This is a genomic window from Phocaeicola coprocola DSM 17136, from assembly GCF_000154845.1.
GTDB classification, from domain to species: domain Bacteria; phylum Bacteroidota; class Bacteroidia; order Bacteroidales; family Bacteroidaceae; genus Phocaeicola; species Phocaeicola coprocola.
On the sequence record NZ_DS981438.1, the window covers coordinates 1,496 to 2,285 of the forward strand.

General features: G+C 38.0%; 1 pseudogene. It reads right to left on the reverse strand.

Annotated elements, in window-relative coordinates:
• Positions 1–509 (reverse strand): annotated as a pseudogene (locus BACCOP_RS01595) (IS4 family transposase); the annotation flags it as partial.
• Between the last annotated feature and the right edge of the window lie 281 nt (positions 510–790).

The window sequence follows — 790 nt, forward strand, 5'->3', positions numbered from 1 at the left end:
CCCTCGGTAAACCAGCTGAACAATGGCGTTGAATCCAAGAATAAGCTCATTGGGTATGAGGATACCTGGCCGATCTTTTCGGTTTTGAATCCGGTCTTCGGAAGGTCTGTATCATCGAAGATGACACACCTGATGTCCGACTTCAATGTCGTTCTACGTTTCACACGTGAATACACCTGCCTGAAAACCGAGTAGATTATACGTCGCCAACTGATGTTGCCGTCGTTCATGAAACGATAGAACATATCTTTGTGGCAGACAAACATCTTGCCCAGGGCAGAAGACGAATAGTTGGCAGCATTCTTAATTGAAAAGAACGGGAACAGAACAAGCAGCTGCAACACCTGAAGACAGGTGAATTTGCAATTCGGATTCTTAACTGACCCGATGACTTTGCTTTGTATCCTTATGCTGTTCATAATGGTTGATATGCTGTTTATTGCCTTGCTAGAGTCATTCTTTGCAAAAAACTCTTGGAGTTCACCGATAATATATCTATTTTTGTTCATGGCTAAAGGGTGCTATATCGTTTGTTTGGCGACATTAATATAGTGATAATCATCGAATTATCAAACTCTTTAGCCTTTTTTATTACATTATTTGAGTACTTGCGAAACTTGAATTATATTATATAATCCACCAAGAGTATTAAAATGCTTATTTATCGTTTCTATCGTTTTCATATTATTGAGTAATTACATCTAATGGTTAGAAAGGAGCATCGTTAGATGCTATCTTTCGTTGTTACTAACTTATTTATAAATCTCAATCCGGTGAATAAACACCCAAT